This window comes from Roseofilum sp. KMC-1 (assembly GCF_057802075.1).
In genome coordinates, this window is record NZ_CM173605.1 from 1508391 (window position 1) to 1525920 (window position 17530).

Consider the following 17530-nt stretch of genomic DNA (forward strand, 5'->3'; position numbering starts at 1 on the left):
TATGCCTTTTCACCCTAACTTCTCTAGTCTGACTCAATTCTTGAGGGCGATCGCCGGATTATCCACTTTTTTGCTCTGTTCTCCTCCAGTATGGGGTCAAACCAACCGCTTCCCCTGTTCTCCCCCCAACCCAGGGGAATATATGCTTTTCGTGCGGACTCCTGACCCCTCAAGTCAACAACTTCTGAATTATCTCTTACCCTCCAATCAAACCGCCCAAATTTGCCAGTACAATAACGAAATTGTCACCCAAATTCGCAACCTAGCTAACGCTCAAGTAAGTGAGCGTTGGAGCCAATATATCTATGAAAATACGGGTTTACAAGTTGTGATCATTACCCCAGCTCCAGGTCAAATGATCGCTCCCCCACCTGTCAATAGGGGTTCTAATAGTGATACATTACCCTCCCTCGGTTCAGGGTTTGCAGTCTTAGTCGATGCCAATAATCAACCGGATACCCCGATGCAACTCCAAATGCTGTTAAGAACAGCTATCCCATGGGTAAGATTCCAGGGTAATCCCTATTTACTGGCGCTCCAGAGTGAAAGTCAAGAAGAAGCGACTGCTACCTTAAAATCCTTAAGCGATCGCGGTTTTTCAGCCATTCTAGTAGACGCTCGGACAGTACAACAGCTTACCCCAAACCGGCGTTAATTACACTAAGGACAATGCGCTGGTGGGGCGTTCCCAAGGGTCGCACCTCATTGGCTTTAACTGAAAAAGCTGCTCCTGCTTGTACCTGCTCTGGGGTAATTAACCCCATGTCCGATCCTTCACCCAGAATTAACTCTTCTAGGGATACGGTTAAGGGGCCATGATAAATATGGCGCACAATTCCCGGATCGCTATCACAGCCGAACTTATGCAATTGGGGCGGACAATAGCCAATCTCTTCGAGTAACTCCCGTCGGATACCTTGGTCTGGGGACTCATCCGGCTCTAAATGCCCGCCAAACAAACCCCAAAATCCTGGGTATAATATGTTTGGGATGCGATCGCGCAGTTGCATCAGATAACGATTTTCACAATACAGAACCGCTAAAGCTACCTGGGTCAGTTGCCCATCCATGATAAACCCCCAATTGTCATGTTCTATCTAAGTTTACGTGGGGGAATGGGGGGATGGGGAAATGGGGGAATGGGGGAATGGGGGAATGGGGGAATGGGGGAATGGGGGAATGGGGGAATGGGGGAATGGGGAAATGGGGGAATGGGGGAATGGGGGAATGGGGGAATGGGGGAATGGGGGAATGGGGGAATGGGGAAATGGGGGAATGGGGGAATGGGGAAATGGGGGAATGGGGAATGGGGAAATGGGGGAATACCCTAATTAAAAATCCAGGGAGCAAGATGCTCCCACTCCAGTCATATCAACGAATTCGAGGAGTGCGGGCATCTTGCCCGCTTCTTAACAAATTTTCATGTCCGCTTGCGGAAACCGGACTTGATATCACTCGATTTTGTATTAATTTTTAATTGAACTCTCTTTCGACCTCCACCACATATAGCTCCCCTAACTCCTGACCTTGAATGGGAATACTTTGATAACGCAATTCTCCCCGTACTTTCACTGAATCGCCGATCGCCGGACTCTCAGATTCTGCCGGTGCAAGCACCACAACCACTCCCGTATCATCTTGTAACTGATAGGCATAGGTATTGAGCAAGGGAATGAGCTTAACCACCTCACCTTGAACATAAACCATCTCAGAAGCGGTGGGGGACAGATTCTGAATGGGAGTAATCGGATCGGAGGGTAAACTGAACTTAACTGGTGAAGGAGACTCTAGATTACATCCCCACAAACTGACTATTAACATCAGGCTAATCAATTTCCACCTCCTAACCCTTCCCTTGTGCATGAGAGCATCTTCAGATCGACTCAAAATTACGCCTCGATTCTAGCGAAAGTTGCCAGGAGCAGAAAGAAGTGGTAATTCAAGAAAGGGATTAATGATGAATTACCCATTACTGATTACCCGTTACCAGCGCATAGCGCTATTTATTCCTGGCATGGCAAACGACACCCCACAAATTCTTGATGGTAAAGCAACGGCTAACGCCATCAAAGCTGGCTTAAAAGCAGAAATTGAATCCTTACAACCCCAAATGGGCCGTCCTCCGGGGTTGGCTGTACTCCTGGTGGGCGATGACCCCGCTAGTGCGGTATATGTAAGAAATAAACAAAAAGCCTGCGATCGCATTGGCATTACTTCCTTCGGTCGCATCTTTTCCGCTTCCACCGAGCAAGCAGAACTCGAAGACACCATTGCCGCACTCAACCAAGATGAGCGTGTGGATGGAATTTTAGTCCAACTGCCCCTACCCAATCATTTAGATGCAGTGGCTCTTTTACATCACATCGATCCTCGCAAAGATGTGGATGGACTGCACGCGACTAATTTAGGAAAATTGGTGCGCTCGGAAATGGGACTTCGCAGTTGCACCCCCGCAGGAGTTATGACTCTGCTGAAACAATATAACATTGAGATCTCTGGCAAAAATGCCGTGGTGGTGGGACGCAGTATTTTAGTCGGTAAACCCATGGCCTTAATGTTACTCGAAGCCAATGCTACCGTCACCATTGCCCATTCGCGATCGCAAAACTTATCGGAAATTACCCGCTCTGCTGATATCCTAGTTTCTGCGGTAGGGCGACCCCAGATGATTACCTCCGAATGGGTGAAACCGGGTGCGGTAGTCATTGATGTAGGAATTAATCGCATTATTGATAGTCAGGGCAAGGGCCAATTAGTTGGGGATGTGGATATGACCACCGTCAAACCTATCTGTAGCGCCATTACACCTGTTCCCGGTGGGATCGGGCCGATGACCGTGGCCATATTATTGCAAAATACAGTATGGAGTTACCGCCAAAAGATCGCGTAAATTAAAAGATCTAACCTGATTTAAATCCCATTCAGAATGTTACGAACAAACGACATGCAATCCCCTCAATCGGCGATCGCCTTTGATTTAAACTCCTATTTAGGCGATCGCAAGCGCCAAGTAGAAGCCGCCCTAGAGCAAGCCGTTCCCCTCCTCTATCCAGAAACCCTCTATGAGTCCATGCGCTACTCCCTCTTAGCCGGGGGTAAACGTCTGCGCCCCATTCTCTGTCTCGCCAGTTGTGAGCTATCTGGGGGCACAATAGAGATGGCGATGCCCACAGCTTGCGCTCTAGAAATGCTCCATACCATGTCTTTGATCCATGATGATTTACCCGCCATGGACAATGATGACTATCGTCGGGGTAAACCCACCAACCACAAAGTTTATGGTGACGACATCGCTATTTTAGCCGGGGATGGGCTATTAACCTATGCCTTTGAACATATTGCCCGGCAAACCCAAGGAGTGCCGAGCGATCGCCTTTTACAGGTGATTATCCAAGTCACCACTGCCGTTGGTGCAGCCGGGTTAGTTGGCGGACAAGTGGTGGATCTCGAATCTGAAGGGAAATCAGATGTGGATATCTCGACCTTAAACTATATCCATACCCACAAAACCGGTGCATTACTTGAAGCTTCTGTGGTTTCCGGGGCCATGTTAGCAGGGGCATCCTCAGATTTATTAGAGCGTCTGAGTCAATATGCCAAGAATATCGGCCTGGCGTTTCAGATTGTTGATGATATCCTCGATATTACCGCCACCTCTGAGGAACTGGGCAAAACCAGTGGTAAAGATGCCCAAGCGCAAAAAGTGACCTATCCCAGTCTCTGGGGGATTGAGAAATCGAAACAAGAAAGTATGACCTTAATTGAACAAGCTAAAGCTCAGTTAGAGGGGTATGGGGAAGCGGCGAAACCCCTATTGGCAATTGCCGATTTTATTACCGCTCGAAGTTACTAGAGAAAAGGTATGCAGGTTGTGAATGAAATTCTGGGAAACCGGATATTAATTGTCGCTTTGATTGCTTGTTTGAGTGCCCAGGCGATTAAATTAGTCGTTGATTTGATTAAAAATCAAAAGCTCAATATTCGCGCTTTAGTGACTACAGGAGGAATGCCCAGCTCCCATTCTGCCCTGGTTTCCGCCCTAGCCACTGGGATTGGGATGACCAGTGGCTGGTCAAGTCCCGAATTTGCGATCGCCACCATTTTTGCCATCATTGTCATGTATGATGCCGCAGGCGTTCGCCAAGCTGCTGGTAAACAAGCTCGTATCCTTAATCAAATTATTGATGAATTATTCCAGGAAAATCCAGAATTTAATGAAGACCGTCTTAAGGAATTACTTGGTCATACCCCATTTCAAGTGATTATGGGCTTACTCCTTGGGGTATTCATTGCTTGGTTAGCTTGTCGTTATGCTTTTTAATTAAGGATTGGATGAGTTGGGGAAAAGCTGGCGATCGGTTTAACTGGATTTGATCTCCTTTTTAATTCCCAAGAACCATCGCCCCATTGTTGCCGCCAAAGGCAAAACCCAGACAAAGACAGTGTTGAATACATTGAGAACGAGCAGAACGGACAAATTGGAGATTAAACTCTGGCTCTTTTAAGCCCACAGAGGGGGGCAATATTTGATGCTTCATTGCCATTAGGGACAGGGCAATCCCTAATGCTCCAGAAGCACCTAGGGTATGGCCGGTTGCACCTTTGGTCGAACTGACAGCAACGGTTGGGGGAAAGAGATGCTCGATGAGATGACTTTCGGCCGCATCATTTAAGGGGGTGCTGGTTCCGTGGGCATGGATGTAGTCAATGGAACTTGGGGTTAACTGCGATCGCTGCAAACAAGTTTTAATGGCGATCGCGGCACTGGTGCGATCGGGTTTGGGGGCGCTCACATGGTAGGCATCACAGGTAAAGGCGGCTCCGAGGATTTGACCATAGATCGAGGCTTGACGCTGCTGGGCTGATTCTAGGGACTCTAGGAGTAAAAATGCGCCCCCTTCTCCTAAAACTAACCCTTCGCGATGGCGGTCAAAGGGATAACACCCAGTTTTTGCTAAGGCTCCCATTTGCGTAAATCCCGCAAGGGTTAAGGGGGTGATGGGGGATTCCACTGCGCCCGCTAAAACCTGTGACACCTGACCGGTGCGAATCAGATCATAGCCTTGGGCGATCGCCCACATGCCCGTATTACAAGCATTCATAGGAGCTTGAACAATGGCTTGAGTACCCGTAAGTTGGGCAGCTATTCGTGCCGGTAAATCGGGTAAATAGTCTAGACAATCGCATAAATTGGGCAATCCTTCCTCATCCATAAAAAACCGATGGGCGATCGCCTCCCAACTGCCTTGAGCGCTGCGACTCGATCCGATCGCAATCCCCAGATCCTTTAGAGGAGCAGCAATACCAGCATCTTTTAAGGTATCGAGAACTAACTGACGAGTCAAATCCCGCAAATTGGCCGGGCGATCGCCTATTAAAGCTAATGGACGAGGTTCGAGTTCAGGGAAGGGTTGTGCCATAGCGATCGCCGATTCCTGGTTAAGAAGCTTGCCCCAAGTGCGATCGCGCCAGCAATTGCCAACATTATCCCGCGATCCCAGTGCTGAAACTAAGCCCAATCCAGTCACCACAACGGCTGTCATAAGATCGATTAAAACTTAAGAATTAAACATGGCTTGAAGATGCGGCAACTCCCAACTGCTTCAAAACTGTTTTCGCGGCTAAACGTCCCGACTGTGCCGCACCATTCATAAAACCTTGATATTCGTCGCTCGTATGTTCTCCGGCAAAAATCAATCGCCCGTGATGAACATTTTGCTTGTCTTTTCCTTCTACATAAACATGATTTTGAATAAAGCCTGTATATTGTCCTGGCTTAAAACAAGCATAGCTGCCCAACGCATAATCATGGGTTGGCCAGTGCAGGCAAGTCGCTTGGCCATTGTAGGCTTTCAGTAGATTGGGAATCAAAGGATCGAGCATTTCGGTATAGAGTCGAGCATTCTCCTCAGCGCTATAGCTCTGGCTATTGAAACCCCTATCTCCTCCCAAATAATAGGTAAGCGATCCCAGTTTTGACTGCTGGAGTTGGGAGGTTTCAAAAAAGGTTTGCAAAGGCAGATTGGTTAATCCACTACCACTGAATCCTTGTTCTCGCCAAACCGGTTGGTGATAACCCACCGTGACTTTAACATTATTGCCATAACCCACTTCGTTGATAAATCGGCGCAAGGTTTTTGGTAAGGATAATTCTATCTCAACAGAACGAAGAATGCTAAAGGGAATGGCAAGGATAACGATATCTGCATCTACCTCTGTGGTGTTAAAAGTGAGTTGGAAGCGATCGCCTTGCTGCCGAATGGCTTCAAGGCCCATTCCGGTCTCAATTTGATCCTCTACTGCCTTCGCCAAAGCATCAGTAATCGCTTGCGTGCCATTTTGCACTAAGTATCGTTCATCAGAGCCTCCAGTTGCTTCCTCACTCTCTTGAGCCTCTGCATCAGGAATTTGCCCAATCAGACTAAGTGCGGTTACTTCATCGGGTTCGAGTCCCATTTCCGAAAGCATGATCGCTTCGATGAATTTTCGCAACCATCCCGATAGTCCCAGACGATCGCTATATTGGGCAACGGAGAGAGCATCTAATTCAACACTCACATTATCCCAATCTTCTTCCAGGCGATCGGCATCAACAGCAATGCGTTCCGCAACTAAGAGAAGTCCTTCCGACAGTTGCGCTTCTGAGATCGTTTGCCCTTCAAAATAATACAGTTCTTTCAGGGCTAATTCTTCTGGGACAAAGCGATCGAGTAAAGGGATCTGGAACTCTTGGGCCAGGGCCAGCATATCCTCATGGTCGCTATTGATATACTCCGCGCCCAGGTTAGTCCACATCCCTTGTCCTACCGCATCTTTAACGGTATACATTCTGCCACCCACGCGATCGGAGGCTTCGTAAATCGTGGCGCGATAGCCCGCTTTTTTCAGGATGTAGGCAGCATTAAGACCGGCAATTCCTGCTCCCACGATCGCGATTTTGGGGGCAGTTCCCTCTTGTGACCCCAGGGTAGCATAGGGGGATTGACACCCAGCCCCTAATAGCATTCCTGTGCCTAATCCTCCAGCGATTTTCAAGAATGAGCGTCGCTTTAGACCTAAAGTTTTCCGATAGTGTTGCTGTTCTGACCATTCATCAACAGGAATTCCACGTCGATTAGATTGGGCTGCCAAACGCAAAGCGCGGGAAAATAGACCAAATAAGGGAGTGCGTACCATATGGGGAGAGGGGGAACGGGGGATGGAGGGATGGGGGGATGGGGCTGGCTCCTGGCCTATTCCCCATGCCCTCTCCCTAGCGCTTTAAGTTTTCCAGTCCTGCGGTAACTTTAGCTGACTCAATTTTATCGCCCTGTTGAATCTGATCGACTATTTCCATACCTTCGGTGACATAGCCGAATACGGCGTAATTGCCATCTAGGAAAGACAGATCCGCCAAAGTAAAATAAAACTGGGAAGAGGCAGAATCGGGAAATTGCGATCGGGCCATGGCCACTGCTCCACGGGTATGCCCAAGTTCCGGAGTCTGGTTCATTTGAGTCAAGGTCTGACTATAAATGGGTTGGTTTTCTCCTTGTGGGGTAATTTCTAGGGGAATTTGTCGCTCCTCTCCTGTCGCTGGATCGACAAATCCACCGGTTCCGTTGCCTAGGGGATCGCCCCCTTGCACCACGAAAGGCTGAGGCTCACGGACGACCCGATGAAACGTCAAGCCATCATAAAACTTGCGCTCAACTAAGTCAACAAAATTTCCGGCGGTTACCGGCGCTTTTGTGCCATCCACACGAATAGTAATCGGTGAGCCTTTCACGGTCATCACCACCATGGCTTCACCCTCTAAAGTGGGCAGGCCGTTAAAGGGGCGATTCGGATCGGGGCTGGCTAAGGGAGAAGGGGTGGCTTGGGGTGAGGCATCTGATTCAGGAGAAGATGGAGTTTGAGTACATCCGGCGATCGCCAATGCACCCAAAAGCATCAACGCGATGACCCAATATTTTGGTCTAAGTTGCATAGGATTGACTTAATTTCTGTTACCAAGGCTACGGAATTAATTGTACCGAATCGGTGACTTAGAGTCCTTCTAAAGGGACTTCTAAGAATCTAGCTAACTCTGCGGCTTGGTTTTCTAAGTCTGAGAGGCTCATGGGTTGTCCCACACGGGTTAAGGGAATATTGGCTTTTCCTTTAACGCGCAGATAAATTTTCCGTTGGGGATTGAGTCCTTCTTTGATAATTACGCCCACCGCTTGAATATCTTCTAAGGGATAAGTCAAGTCAATTTGGCGGTTTTTGCCAGGAAAGCCCCAACGAAAGATCCTAGCCTTGCCTGTATTTCCGTTAAATTCGTTGTAGCCGCCGCCCACATCCCACAGAATCACCAGCCATAAATAGAGAGCCAATAATATCCCGGCGCTGCCATATAAGCCCATCACCAAACCTTGAGGCACAAAGATTAGCTCAGTGGGGTTGCTAAAGGGGATCAGATTCACTTGTGAGTAGCTCGATATCCCTGCCAGTAAAAAGCCTGTTGCCCCGATAGAAATGATGATCGCCCAAGCATAATTACTCAATCGGCGCGAACCGAGAATGGATTGACGTAAAACTTTTTTGTCAGTTGGTGTGGAGGTTCCTTGTGCCGTCATAGGTCTGGGTAAGATTGGATCGCTATACCAAATTTAAGAGTGCCTTCTGATTTTACCTTACTCTTTACCCACCGTTGACCCAAGGCGATCGCCTTGGATCTAGGGAACCCTCATCTAGCTCCTCTCTTTTCTGAGAAAATCCCAGAAAATGTGTGACATATTGTAAAATTTCTCAGATTGTTTATTATATATATTATGCAGAAAATCCAATCCCCTTAAGGAATTGGATACCTTTTCTGCTTTCTTGTGGTATGTTAAGAAAGATTAATTTGCCCCTGAGTAGAAGCTCCAGTGACAAATTAATTAAAGTAATGGCTGTTCCTGAAAGTGGAGAGGTCATTACCCAATAGGGAAAGACACTCAAGGATTTTACCACCGAGTAGTCAATCCCTGAAAAATCCGCTCAGGGAACCTTTGGGAATTCATCCCCTGCAATTGATTTAAATTTGTAACGCCAGAGGATTTGCTCAATGACAATCGCAGTCGGACGCGCCCCCAGTGAAAGAGGATGGTTTGATGTCCTCGATGACTGGCTAAAACGCGATCGCTTCGTCTTCATCGGATGGTCAGGACTCCTACTCTTCCCCTGTGCCTACCTCGCCATCGGCGGTTGGCTCACCGGAACCACCTTCGTCACCTCCTGGTATACCCATGGGTTGGCCTCCTCCTACCTCGAAGGCGCAAACTTCCTCACCGTAGCCGTATCGAGTCCCGCAGATAGCATGGGACATTCCCTGCTCTTCCTCTGGGGGCCCGAAGCTCAAGGCAACTTCGCCCGTTGGTGTCAGCTCGGTGGACTTTGGCCCTTCGTCGCTCTCCATGGAGCCTTCTCCTTGATTGGCTTCATGCTCCGGCAATTTGAAATCGCTCGTTTGGTCGGCATCCGTCCTTACAATGCCATTGCCTTCAGCGGCCCCATTGCCGTCTTCGTCAGCGTCTTCCTCATGTACCCCTTGGGACAATCGAGCTGGTTCTTTGCCCCCAGCTTCGGAGTCGCAGCCATCTTCCGGTTCATCCTCTTCCTACAAGGATTCCATAACTGGACGCTCAACCCCTTCCACATGATGGGAGTAGCTGGAATTCTCGGCGGAGCCTTACTCTGTGCCATCCACGGAGCCACCGTCGAAAATACCCTCTTCCAAGATGGAGAAAAAGCCAATACCTTCCGCGCTTTTGAACCCACCCAAGCGGAAGAAACCTACTCCATGGTCACCGCCAACCGGTTCTGGAGCCAAATCTTCGGTATTGCTTTCTCCAACAAACGTTGGTTGCACTTCTTCATGCTGTTTGTTCCCGTAACCGGTTTATGGATGAGTTCCGTCGGCATTGTCGGACTAGCCCTCAACCTGCGGGCTTATGACTTCGTATCTCAAGAATTGAGAGCAGCAGAAGATCCAGAATTTGAAACCTTCTACACCAAGAATATCTTGCTGAACGAAGGTATTCGCGCTTGGATGGCTCCCGCTGACCAACCCCATGAGTTCTTTACCTTCCCCGAAGAAGTTCTTCCTCGCGGTAATGCTCTGTAAAATAAACCTGTTGTCATTATCCCCAAATCAGGGATAATGACTGACATCCCTTGATCGATTCACCATTTTTCTGACCTAGATCGTAGAGAATAGAACAAGAGGTTCGACTAGCGTGCAAACCACCTTTAATACTTCAATGGTAATGGGCGGTCGTGACCAAGAATCCACCGGTTTTGCTTGGTGGGCTGGTAACGCCCGTTTAATTAACCTATCCGGTAAACTGCTGGGCGCTCATGTTGCCCACGCCGGTCTGATTGTCTTCTGGACTGGCGCAATGACCCTGTTTGAAGTGGCTCACTTCATTCCTGAAAAGCCCTTGTATGAGCAAGGCGCTATCCTGCTTCCTCACCTGGCTACCCTCGGTTGGGGTGTTGGCCCTGGTGGCGAAATTGTAGACACCTTCCCCTATTTTGTAGTTGGCGTTCTGCATCTGATCTCCTCTGCCGTCCTTGGCTTAGGTGGAATTTATCATGCTGTCCGTGGCCCGGAAACCTTAGAAGAATACTCTTCTTTCTTCGGCTATGACTGGAGAGATAAAAACCAAATGACCAATATCATTGGCTACCACCTGATCCTGTTAGGGGTAGGAGCCTTGTTATTAGTCTTCAAAGCCATGTTCTTCGGTGGCGTTTATGATACCTGGGCCCCTGGTGGTGGTGCGGTGCGGATTATTAGTAACCCCACCCTCAACCCGGCTGTGATCTTTGGCTATCTCGTTAATGCTCCCTTTGGCGGCGAAGGCTGGATCATTGGGGTCAATAACATGGAAGATATCATCGGCGGTCATATCTGGATTGGCTTGATTTGTATCTCCGGTGGTATTTGGCATATTCTCACCAAACCTTTTGGCTGGGCCCGTCGTGCCTTCATCTGGTCTGGGGAAGCTTATCTGTCTTACAGCTTAGGCGCTCTAGCTCTGATGGGCTTTGTGGCTTCTGCCTATGTTTGGTTTAATAATACTGCCTATCCTAGTGAATTCTACGGCCCCACCAACGCTGAATCTTCTCAAGCTCAGTCCTTTGTCTTCTTAGCTCGCGACCAAAAGTTAGGAGCTAACATCGGTTCTGCACAAGGCCCCACCGGTCTAGGTAAATACCTGATGCGTTCTCCCACTGGTGAAATCATCTTCGGTGGTGAAACCATGCGCTTCTGGGATTTCCAAGGCCCCTGGTTAGAGCCTCTGCGTGGGCCCAATGGTTTGGATCTCAACAAACTGAAAAATGATATCCAACCTTGGCAATTGCGTCGTGCTGCTGAGTATATGACTCATGCTCCCAACGGTTCCATTAACTCTGTTGGTGGAATTATTACTGAGCCGAACGGGTTTAACTATGTTAACCCCCGTGCTTGGTTAGCTGGTTCTCACTTCATTTTTGGCTTCTTCCTTTTTGTCGGTCACCTGTGGCACGCGGGTCGCGCTCGTGCTGCGGCGGCTGGCTTTGAAAAAGGCATTGACCGCGAAAATGAGCCAGTTCTGTCTATGGGCGACCTGGATTAATTATCGGTTAACTTGGGATATTAGAGCTAAACCTAGCTCTTGCAAAAGAAAGAGAGAGGAATTCAATCCTCTCTCTTTCTTTTGTTCAATATGCTTGATATCAAGTCCGGTTCATCAACCCTAAACACAAAACCGCCCCAGGGTTGTTTCTCCCCCAGGGCAGTTTGTGTGGATTTTAGATTGCTGAGATAGAGTGAATCCAAAATCCAAACCTGTTATCAGTTGGCTTTAGCGACTTGCAAAACCTCATCCATAATGGTTCCGGACTGCTCCATCTTGCTGATATCCAAGATGGTCTTGAGAACAGAATCCGGGTTCAAACTCATGGAATCAATGCCGAGTTCGACTAAGAAGCGGGCGAACTCTGGATAGTCACTAGGTGCTTGACCGCAAATACCAATCTTGCGATTGTGTTTCTTGGCTGCTTTAATGGCGATTTGTACCATCCGGCGAACGGCTTCGTTGCGTTCATCGAAGATGTGAGCAACCAAGGCGGAGTCACGGTCTAATCCCAAGGTTAATTGGGTTAAATCGTTGGAACCGATGGAGAAGCCATCAAAGACTTGGGCAAATTCGTCTGCATAGATGACGTTACTGGGCAATTCGCACATCACGTAAACTTGCAAGCCATTTTCACCGCGTTTCAAGCCATTGCTTTCCATTTCCGCCAACACTTTGCGACCTTCATCAGGGGTGCGACAGAAGGGAATCATGGGAATGACGTTGGTTAAGCCCATTTCATCCCGAACCCGTTTGAGGGCTTTGCATTCTAGGGCATAGGCTTCCCGATAGTTGGGGTCATAGTAGCGGGATGCACCACGCCAGCCAATCATGGGGTTTTCTTCTTTGGGTTCAAACTGACGACCGCCTAAAAGGTTGGCATATTCGTTACTCTTGAAGTCTGACATCCGTACAATCACGGGATTGGGATAGAAGGCAGCCGCAATCATGCCGATACCATGGGCCAGTTTGTCTACGAAGAAGTCGGGTTTGTTGTCGTAGAGGGCGGTGAGTTTGGCGATTTCCCGTTTGGCTAACTCGTCTTCGAGTTCGTTGAACTTGAGTAGAGCTAAGGGGTGAGCTTTGATATGGTTGGCGATGATGAATTCTAAGCGGGCTAATCCTACGCCGTCACAGGGGATGGAGGATAAACCGAAGGCTTCTTCGGGGTTGCCCACGTTCATCAAGATTTGGGTGCGAGTCTTGGGTAGGTTGTCGAGTTGGGTTTCGATGACTTCAAAGGGGACAAGACCTTTATAAACCCGTCCTTCTTCACCTTCGGCACAGGATACGGTGACATCTTCACCGGTGGTGAGCAGTTGGGTGGCATCTCCACAACCGACGATCGCCGGAATACCCATTTCCCGTGCAATAATAGCTGCGTGACAAGTCCGACCGCCTTGGTTGGTGACAATGGCACTGGCTCTCTTCATGATCGGTTCCCAGTCGGGGTCGGTCTTGTTGGTGATTAAGACTTCACCGGCTTGGAATTCGTCGATGCGGTGAACATCCATGATCACTCGTGCTTTTCCTTGACCAATCATTTCACCGACGGCGCGACCGCGAACCAGGATGTCCGATGTGCCTTTGAGTTTGAAGTTTTTGAGGATACTACCGGATTTTTGGGATTGAACGGTTTCTGGGCGGGCTTGAACGATGAACAGGCCGCCGGTAATGCCGTCTTTTGCCCATTCAATGTCCATGGGGGTGTAACTGCCCCGAACTTCGGAGTAGTGGTCTTCAATAATACAAGCCCATTTGGCTAACTGAAGGATTTCATCGTGGTTGAGGCAATATTTGCCCCGTTCAGATTCGGGAACGGAAACGTTTTTGGTCAGTTTCGATCCGCCGAGGTCATAGACCATTTTCAGTTCTTTTGTGCCTAGGCGTTTTTCTAGAATGGGACGATAGCCGTCTTTGAGGGTGGGTTTGAAGACGAAGTATTCGTCGGGGTTGACAGCTCCTTGAACAACGTTTTCTCCTAAACCATAGGCAGCAGTAACGAGGGCTGCGTTTTTGAAGCCGGTTTCGGTGTCGATGGAGAACATGACTCCAGAGGAAGCGAGGTCAGAGCGCACCATTTTTTGTACGCCGACGGATAGAGCGACATCAAAGTGGTCAAAGCCTTTGACGGTACGATAGGAGATGGCGCGATCGGTGAAGATGGAGGCGAAGCATTTATGGCAAGCTTTGAGAACGGCATCTACACCATAGACATTGAGGTAGGTTTCTTGTTGTCCGGCAAAGCTGGCATCAGGGAGGTCTTCGGCAGTCGCGCTAGAGCGCACGGCTACGTCTGTGTCGTTGAATTCTCCGCTATCGGCTTTGCCGTACCACTCGCACATTCTTTCGTAGGCTTTGGAGATCGCCTGTTCTAGGTCTTCTGGGAAGGGAGTATCGAGAATGAGCGATCGCGCTTTTTTACCCCGTTGCCGTAAGTTGGGCAGGTCTTCTACATCGAGATCTGAGAATAATTCCCGCAGTTTGCTCTCTAAGCCTGCGGATTTGATGAAGTAGCGATAAGCATGGGCAGTCGTCGCGAACCCATTGGGCACGATTACTCCTTTGGGGGCTAATTGTTGGATCATTTCCCCTAGGGAGGCATTTTTACCCCCAACTAGGGGAATATCAGCGATCCCAACTTGTTCAAACCAAAGAACGAAAGCTTCATTTTTTTCAGCTTCACTGGTTATATTTCCTACGGCTAAGGTCTGAGTCATGGTTCAATACCCTCCATGGGTTTTCAATTCAATTCGATTTAGCTAGGCAGTACAGTACAGTCATACTTTTTAATGGAGTTTTGTGTCTGCATCCTGCCTTAGAGGTTAAGAGAGATTAAATTCTCTCTCGATTTGTATCAACATTCTGCAATTTTGAACTATCAACTAACAGTTATTGATCGCCTCAAACCTTTATACATTAAGGCTTTAGCGTTAACCGTTGGGCAATTGCCCGTGATAGTGGCTTTGGATTCACTCTTCTTACAGGCTATTACTTTCTATTAAAATTACAAGATAGGTACGCCCTGAATCCTTACTTACCCAAAGGGAAAAAATAGGATGTGGTCAGGGATACAAACATCTTTAAATAAACATTAAGGTGAGTGGTATTCGGTTATGAACTATAAACCTAACTCAGTCGAAACAGATGTCTCTATCCCAGAGTCCACTTGTTTTGTACCCAGTTGTCCAATTCAATTTGTGCTGGACTTAATTGGCTCAAAATGGTCGGTTCTGATTTTGCGAGAACTGTTCCAAGGCGATCGCCGCACCCATGCCCTTCTCGATGCCTTACCGGGTATTAGCTCCAAAACTCTCACCCTGCGTTTGCGAGAACTCGAACACCATGGATTGATCAAACGTACTGTCTATCCCGAAATCCCGCCCCATGTAGAATATTCCCTCACTGACAAAGGGCGAGAACTGCGTCCTGTATTAGCGGAACTCAAACAACTTGGAGAGCGATGGTTAAACCAATCTTGTTCTTGCCATGCCATAACTAAACCTTAAACTCTATTCATTTCCCAGCAACAACAAGCAGGGGCGAAATTTTTTTCACCCCTATCTCTATTGCTCTATTCTAGTCATTCTTTAAAAGCGAGAGGGACGATACAACACTGAGATGTCCTGCAACCGTTGTGCCTCTTCCATAAAATGGGGATTCTTCAATACCCGATTATGTTGGTTCCATTGGGGATCTTTTACCTTAAATGTGGATAAACAATCCTTAAGGATGTCATCTTGATCGCCCCAGTTAATCCATTCTTGACTGAAGCATTGCAGTCCCGCTTTATGGGCATATTCATCAAACAATCGAGCGGTCATACTTTCGGCTCGCATATGAATATTCGGAAACGGTAAATTTCCAGAAATATCCTTAAAGTGACCGATATTAGAATGATGAATAAACCCGGCTCCATTGGGCTTGAGCTTGCGCCCTAGTTGCATTAAGTAGGCTTCGATGACATCGGATTCGGCATGAACTAAGGAGTCAAAGCTAAACACAAAATCAATGGAGCGATCGGGGATCATGTCTAAGGATTTGCCATCATTCACATAATATTTAATATGGGAATAGTTAGCAAACCGTTTTTGACAAATTTCAATACAGGGTTCAGCTAAATCAACAATCGTTAATTCTTGGCAATAATCCTTAAAATAGGTGGTAAATCGACCATAACCAGGGGCAATTTCCAAAATACTGCCCGTAGGAATAAAGGCTTGAATCCGAGGATACAGGGTTCCCCACCACAAAAACTCTGTGCCGCCCCAAGCATGAGACCATTCATCACCTTGATCAGACCAGCTATAATTTGACCAAAATTCTAAGTTATATTCAACAGTGGGCATAGTTTGGGAATGAGTAAGGGTTTATCGGATTCTTCTAGTTTAAAGGTTTAGGCGGATTTGATATCACTTTCTAGGCAACCATTTTTTAAGTCAGGAGTTGATTGAGTTGGGTAATGGCCTCGATTAAGATTGATGCGGCGCGATCGCTCTCGGCTTCTGTGGTAAATTTACTGAGGCTAATTCGCAGTGCCCCATCGATTTCAGGCTCTGGCAGTTGCATGGCTCGGAGGACGTGGGAGGGGGCTGGGGTTCCGGAAGAACAGGCTGCTCCAGTGGAGAGGGCGAGTTGATGGCGGATGCGAGCAATTATGGCGCTGTTGGGGATATGGGGAATGGAAATGTGCAAGTTTCCGGCTAAACGATGGTGAATATCGCCGTTAATGATGAGGTTGGGGATGTTTTCGATGAGTAGAGATTGGAGGCGATCGCGGTTTTGGGCGATTTTAGTTTCATCTTCTTCCATTTCCTGGTAGCGTAAGGCACAGGCTTCTCCTAAGCCGACAATGCCGGGGGTGTTCAGGGTTCCTGGGCGCAGTTCTCGCTCTTGCGCTCCCCCATACAGCAGGGGGTTTTCATTCTCGCCCCCAAAATCAATGGGGTAGGTTCTGAAATCCTCTCCTAGTCCAGCGATCGCTGTTGTTTGTTCTGATTTGATGTCAACTTTTGAAAAAAGGTATAAAATCCTCTCTCCATCAGACTTTGAGCGATCGCAAAAAATGACTTTGAAAACCCCCTGCCCCATACAGCAGGGAATGGAGGGAATAACGGGGATGGATGACTAATGCGCCAATGCCTTTGGGGGCGTAGAGTTTATGACCGGAAATGGCGAGTTAACTGCCATCGAGCTTAGTGGAGGTGTGGTCGGTGATGGTTGGCTTCGCACAAATTTTTGTGGTAGAAAGGGTGTAATTCATAGAAGTCAAGTTTTATATGGAAGGTAATCGCGACTACTACAGATTTATACTGCTATGGCTCTTCTGGATTCATGGGGAATAAGTGCAGCTAATAGTCGTCCAAATCCTGTCTGCGTAACAGTTATAGCTTTGTAACACGGAGATCCAAAATGCTCAGATCGCTGAACCCACTCAAGCTGGCGATACTCCTCGCAATCAGCTTTCCCACTTCGATTGTCTTTTTGCAGCCTTCGATGGCGATGGAAAGGCTAGACCCTATTGGCACTCGGTGCTTGTTCTATCGCGATGAAGTACGGAAACTGGCTCAAACCTGTACTATTGAGGGCTACTTGTGGACTGGTGGAGGGGTGAAAACTCTAACATGGGAGGATGGCGTGGTTACTAACATCAACTTCGGTTTACAACTACAAGGTTCTCGACCGTGTGAAACCGTTGGTGTTGATGGAACTTGTGGTGAATGGAGCTACCGAAATGCACGTGGCGAGCGTATAACAAGAGAGGAGCGTAATAGAATTAGAAGCGAAGGCTTCACAACCCTGAGCTTTGATTGTGTAGATGTCAGTGGCAACTCGATTTGCTGGCAAGAACCCGATTGGTCGCGTTTCTGAATTTAAACGGTAGTGGTAGGGGGGCGTTCTTA

At 48.1% G+C, this 17530-nt stretch carries 18 protein-coding genes; 8 read left to right on the forward strand and 10 right to left on the reverse strand.

Features of this window, described 5'->3' with window-relative positions; genetic code table 11:
• Position 1 precedes the first annotated feature (1 nt).
• On the forward strand, positions 2-655 hold the full coding sequence (locus tag AC3FZD_RS07020) for a hypothetical protein (RefSeq protein ID WP_488739442.1): 654 nt from the start codon (positions 2-4) through the stop codon (positions 653-655).
• Here AC3FZD_RS07020 and AC3FZD_RS07025 read toward each other — a convergent pair.
• Positions 636-1070, reverse strand: coding sequence for an NUDIX hydrolase (locus tag AC3FZD_RS07025; RefSeq protein ID WP_488739443.1), 435 nt, complete (start codon positions 1068-1070; stop codon positions 636-638). The genes AC3FZD_RS07020 and AC3FZD_RS07025 overlap by 20 nt on opposite strands.
• Positions 1071-1473: 403 nt before the next feature.
• A complete protein-coding gene (locus AC3FZD_RS07030) occupies positions 1474-1821 on the reverse strand; it encodes a hypothetical protein (RefSeq protein WP_488739444.1) in 348 nt (115 codons plus the stop codon).
• A 193-nt stretch (positions 1822-2014) separates the two neighbouring features.
• Here AC3FZD_RS07030 and folD point away from each other — a divergent pair, with 193 nt between their 5' ends.
• The 3 genes from folD to AC3FZD_RS07045 are packed head-to-tail and all read left to right on the forward strand — an operon-like array spanning position 2015 to position 4321.
• Positions 2015-2890, forward strand: a complete 876-nt coding sequence (gene folD / locus AC3FZD_RS07035; protein ID WP_488740288.1) for a bifunctional methylenetetrahydrofolate dehydrogenase/methenyltetrahydrofolate cyclohydrolase FolD — start codon at positions 2015-2017, stop codon at positions 2888-2890.
• A 36-nt stretch (positions 2891-2926) separates the two neighbouring features.
• Positions 2927-3853: a geranylgeranyl diphosphate synthase CrtE gene (gene crtE, locus AC3FZD_RS07040; RefSeq protein WP_488739445.1), complete on the forward strand. Its 927-nt coding sequence runs from the start codon at positions 2927-2929 to the stop codon at positions 3851-3853.
• A 9-nt stretch (positions 3854-3862) separates the two neighbouring features.
• The gene (locus tag AC3FZD_RS07045) at positions 3863-4321 is read left to right on the forward strand and encodes a divergent PAP2 family protein (protein WP_488739446.1); all 459 of its coding nucleotides are present in this window, start codon (positions 3863-3865) and stop codon (positions 4319-4321) included.
• Between the two features lie 61 nt (positions 4322-4382).
• On the opposite strand, the gene AC3FZD_RS07050 is transcribed toward AC3FZD_RS07045, so the two are convergent.
• The 4 genes from AC3FZD_RS07050 to AC3FZD_RS07065 all read right to left on the reverse strand — a co-directional run bounded on the left by AC3FZD_RS07050 (position 4383) and on the right by AC3FZD_RS07065 (position 8600).
• On the reverse strand, positions 4383-5543 hold the full coding sequence (locus tag AC3FZD_RS07050) for a beta-ketoacyl-ACP synthase (protein WP_488739447.1): 1161 nt from the start codon (positions 5541-5543) through the stop codon (positions 4383-4385).
• 22 nt (positions 5544-5565) lie between these two features.
• On the reverse strand, positions 5566-7176 hold the full coding sequence (locus AC3FZD_RS07055; protein WP_488739448.1) for a flavin monoamine oxidase family protein: 1611 nt from the start codon (positions 7174-7176) through the stop codon (positions 5566-5568).
• Between the two features lie 76 nt (positions 7177-7252).
• Positions 7253-7969: a peptidylprolyl isomerase gene (locus tag AC3FZD_RS07060; protein ID WP_488739449.1), complete on the reverse strand. Its 717-nt coding sequence runs from the start codon at positions 7967-7969 to the stop codon at positions 7253-7255.
• A gap of 58 nt (positions 7970-8027) precedes the next feature.
• Positions 8028-8600 (reverse strand): photosystem I assembly protein Ycf4, encoded by a 573-nt coding sequence (locus tag AC3FZD_RS07065; protein WP_488739450.1) that lies wholly within the window; start codon positions 8598-8600, stop codon positions 8028-8030.
• A gap of 470 nt (positions 8601-9070) precedes the next feature.
• Between AC3FZD_RS07065 and psbD the strand changes: the two genes are divergently transcribed.
• Both psbD and psbC read left to right on the forward strand, forming a co-directional pair.
• Positions 9071-10129 (forward strand): photosystem II D2 protein (photosystem q(a) protein), encoded by a 1059-nt coding sequence (gene psbD, locus AC3FZD_RS07070; protein ID WP_488736303.1) that lies wholly within the window; start codon positions 9071-9073, stop codon positions 10127-10129.
• A 136-nt stretch (positions 10130-10265) separates the two neighbouring features.
• A complete protein-coding gene (psbC, locus tag AC3FZD_RS07075; protein ID WP_488740289.1) occupies positions 10266-11627 on the forward strand; it encodes a photosystem II reaction center protein CP43 in 1362 nt (453 codons plus the stop codon).
• 218 nt (positions 11628-11845) lie between these two features.
• Here psbC and ppsA read toward each other — a convergent pair whose 3' ends face one another.
• On the reverse strand, positions 11846-14347 hold the full coding sequence (gene ppsA / locus AC3FZD_RS07080) for a phosphoenolpyruvate synthase (protein WP_488739451.1): 2502 nt from the start codon (positions 14345-14347) through the stop codon (positions 11846-11848).
• Positions 14348-14500: 153 nt separating this feature from the next.
• Here ppsA and AC3FZD_RS07085 point away from each other — a divergent pair, with 153 nt between their 5' ends.
• A complete protein-coding gene (locus AC3FZD_RS07085) occupies positions 14501-14632 on the forward strand; it encodes a hypothetical protein (protein ID WP_488739452.1) in 132 nt (43 codons plus the stop codon).
• Between the two features lie 111 nt (positions 14633-14743).
• Complete coding sequence (locus tag AC3FZD_RS07090) at positions 14744-15136, forward strand: winged helix-turn-helix transcriptional regulator (protein ID WP_488739453.1); 393 nt, start codon at positions 14744-14746, stop codon at positions 15134-15136.
• Positions 15137-15217: 81 nt separating this feature from the next.
• On the opposite strand, the gene AC3FZD_RS07095 is transcribed toward AC3FZD_RS07090, so the two are convergent.
• The 3 genes from AC3FZD_RS07095 to AC3FZD_RS07105 all read right to left on the reverse strand — a co-directional run bounded on the left by AC3FZD_RS07095 (position 15218) and on the right by AC3FZD_RS07105 (position 16800).
• Complete coding sequence (locus AC3FZD_RS07095; protein WP_488739454.1) at positions 15218-15976, reverse strand: class I SAM-dependent methyltransferase; 759 nt, start codon at positions 15974-15976, stop codon at positions 15218-15220.
• Positions 15977-16061: 85 nt separating this feature from the next.
• Positions 16062-16718, reverse strand: coding sequence for an aminotransferase class V-fold PLP-dependent enzyme (locus AC3FZD_RS07100; protein WP_488739455.1), 657 nt, complete (start codon positions 16716-16718; stop codon positions 16062-16064).
• Positions 16669-16800: an aminotransferase class V-fold PLP-dependent enzyme gene (locus AC3FZD_RS07105; RefSeq protein ID WP_488740290.1), complete on the reverse strand. Its 132-nt coding sequence runs from the start codon at positions 16798-16800 to the stop codon at positions 16669-16671. The genes AC3FZD_RS07100 and AC3FZD_RS07105 overlap by 50 nt, the downstream gene beginning before the upstream one ends.
• Positions 16801-17530 lie beyond the last annotated feature (730 nt).